Genomic DNA, 2,200 nt, shown 5'->3' with positions numbered 1-2,200 from the left:
CGATTACAAGACCGTGACCGGTCACATCACCACCTATACCGAACTGCCGTTCGATTTGCAGGCGGCGGTCAGTGTTGGGCGTTACCTGGCGCGCGATTGGGGTGCCACGTTTGATGTGTCGCATGAGTTCAGTAACGGTGTGAGGTTCGGTGGATGGGTCACCCGCACCACGGCCTCGGCAGAAGAGTTCGGCGAGGGTAGCTTCGACAAAGGTATCTATATCTCGGTCCCCTTCGACGAGTTGATGAGCGTTTCCACGATGCGTCGCGCCAATCTGGTCTGGGCTCCTTTGACCCGCGATGGTGGCGCGCGTCTTAACCGCCAATATTCGCTGTACACAATGACCAATGGCCGCGACAAAGATGCGTTCTATAAAAACTTTGAGAAAATCACCGAATGAGTTCGTTACTCCTGGGTTTCACACAACTGTCCCAAAGGATACGCACGCTGCTTTTCATCAGCGTTTGTCTGGTTTTGCTGACCGCCGCTTTGCGAGCGCAACCGATTCCCGAAGCCTTTGCCCAGGAAGACAAGCTGCATCACCTGGTTGGTTTTTTCGTGTTGGCTTTTAGTTGCCGGCTGGCCTTCCTGCGGGTCAAGGCGCACTGGATTGCCTTGGGCTGTCTGCTGACGGGGATCCTGATCGAATATGCACAAGCACTGATGCCGCTGCGCACGGCATCACCTTACGACGCCTTGGCCAATGCTGTCGGTGTGTTGCTCGGCTTGATTGCGTGGCGTTGGGTGCAGCCCGTCAAACAGTCCGCCGGGTTCCCTGGCACTTAAGACCATGGCTTCTGCGTGGGCATAGCGACAACACGCCTGAAAACATCAAGGCACTGAATCGACGCCACCCATTTCTGTTATGCGGTTTTGTATAAGAAAGGCCTGTAAACGTCACTCAGGCGAATGTAGTTCTCTGTAGGAGCCAGCTTGCTGGCGATGGACTCAAGTACGCCGCGTTTATCCGGTTCRCACGCGTTATCGTTATCGACCATCGCTGCGATGCGGCGACCCGACAAGCCAGCTCCTACAAGGGAGCATGGCCACGCTTTTTTTTGCTCTTGGGTGCCGCATTTTTTGAGCGGCCATAAACTTTTTCAAGGCAGACCACTATGAACGCTTCCGGATCACCGATCGACTCTGTCTATAAATCGCTGGACCCTTTTGCACCGGGCAACATGGTTTTGGGGCAGAAGTTCACCGAGGGCAACAGTGGATTGATGGCCTGGTTGCGGACATACGAAAGTGCTCCCTCCACTATCACCMCACAGCCAAAGTTGTTGGTGGAGCGCATCGGGCTCTTTCCTTCCTCGGGTGATATTCGGCGCATGGTCGGCAATCCCATTGCGCTACTCGAGTACTTGCGGGCGCTGTATGCCAGTGAAGCACTGGATGTGGATGACAGTGACGGCCTGAGCCTGACGTTCACTGAATGGCGCTTCAAGATCTGCCCAGCGCAGAGCGAGATCCTGTTGAAGGTTGAGAGTCGTGGCGATATAGCACTGATGCAGAAAAAAACTGCAGAGCTGCTGGATCGGATCGAAGAGAAAAAATAGTAGTGAATTCTGGTGACGCCACTTCGCCAGAACTCACAATCGATGCAAAAGCTACAACCTTGACGATTCTCCGCGAGTGCGCCACTGAGGCTGCATGAATGCCTTTTCTGCCCCCGAAAGAGTGACGGCGAAAGAGTTCAAGAGCCTCTCGGCTGTATATTTTGGAAGACTCGTACTCAGCATGATAATCGCGAGCCCTAGCATGAGGGCCGTGCGGGGAATTTTGCGGATTTCCTTTCGCTCCAGCCTGAAAAGAAATACGCACGCCGCGATTGACCCCACAACCGCCCCGGCAATCGCTTCCGGCAGAGGATGAATCGTCTGACCGACATACTGGACGCTGAACCACCAGGTCGACAGCAGCCCGGCACCCAGTGCCAGCCATCGAAGGCGATGATCCAGTTGGCGCAATAGCAAACTCAGGACAACGGTCGACACCAGGCAGGCGTTCATTGCGTGGCCGCTGATGACCGCGATATTCAGGCTTTCCAGGCCGATTCCCCAGCCCTTGAACAGCACTTTACTCAGACCTACGACAAAATAGGCCACGAACAGTACGCCTAGCCATAAGAGCGCGAGCTTTCTGGATGCCATGCACCACAGCCAACCGACGACGACCATGGCCGCTGGAAGCATGACGG

Annotated in this window: 4 protein-coding genes; 3 read left to right on the top strand and 1 reads right to left on the bottom strand. The window is 55.1% G+C overall.

All coding sequences use genetic code 11. From position 1 onward, the window contains the following. The 3 genes from AC1DVH_RS29890 to AC1DVH_RS29880 form a co-directional block, all read left to right on the top strand. On the top strand, positions 1-400 hold a 400-nt coding region (locus AC1DVH_RS29890), incomplete at its 5' end, for a YjbH domain-containing protein (protein ID WP_477756829.1). After that, entirely contained in the window at positions 397-786 is a 390-nt protein-coding gene (locus AC1DVH_RS29885; RefSeq protein ID WP_477756828.1) for a VanZ family protein, read from the top strand. The genes AC1DVH_RS29890 and AC1DVH_RS29885, both read left to right, overlap by 4 nt. 329 nt (positions 787-1,115) lie before the next feature. Beyond that, positions 1,116-1,559, top strand: a complete 444-nt coding sequence (locus AC1DVH_RS29880; protein ID WP_477756827.1) for a mannose-1-phosphate guanylyltransferase — start codon at positions 1,116-1,118, stop codon at positions 1,557-1,559. A gap of 51 nt (positions 1,560-1,610) precedes the next feature. Here AC1DVH_RS29880 and AC1DVH_RS29875 read toward each other — a convergent pair. Then, positions 1,611-2,200 (bottom strand): hypothetical protein (locus tag AC1DVH_RS29875; protein WP_477756826.1); only part of this gene is annotated, 590 nt, incomplete at its 5' end.

This window comes from Pseudomonas sp. P4_C3 (assembly GCF_056402075.1).
Note: the sequence above shows the minus strand (reverse complement) of the source record. Positions and strands in the feature narration are given on the sequence as shown.

Excerpts from the sequence above, each read along its gene's own strand:
- AC1DVH_RS29885 (WP_477756828.1), top strand. The coding sequence starts at position 397 with ATGAGTTCGTTACTCCTGGGTTTCACACAACTGTCCCAAAGGATACGC.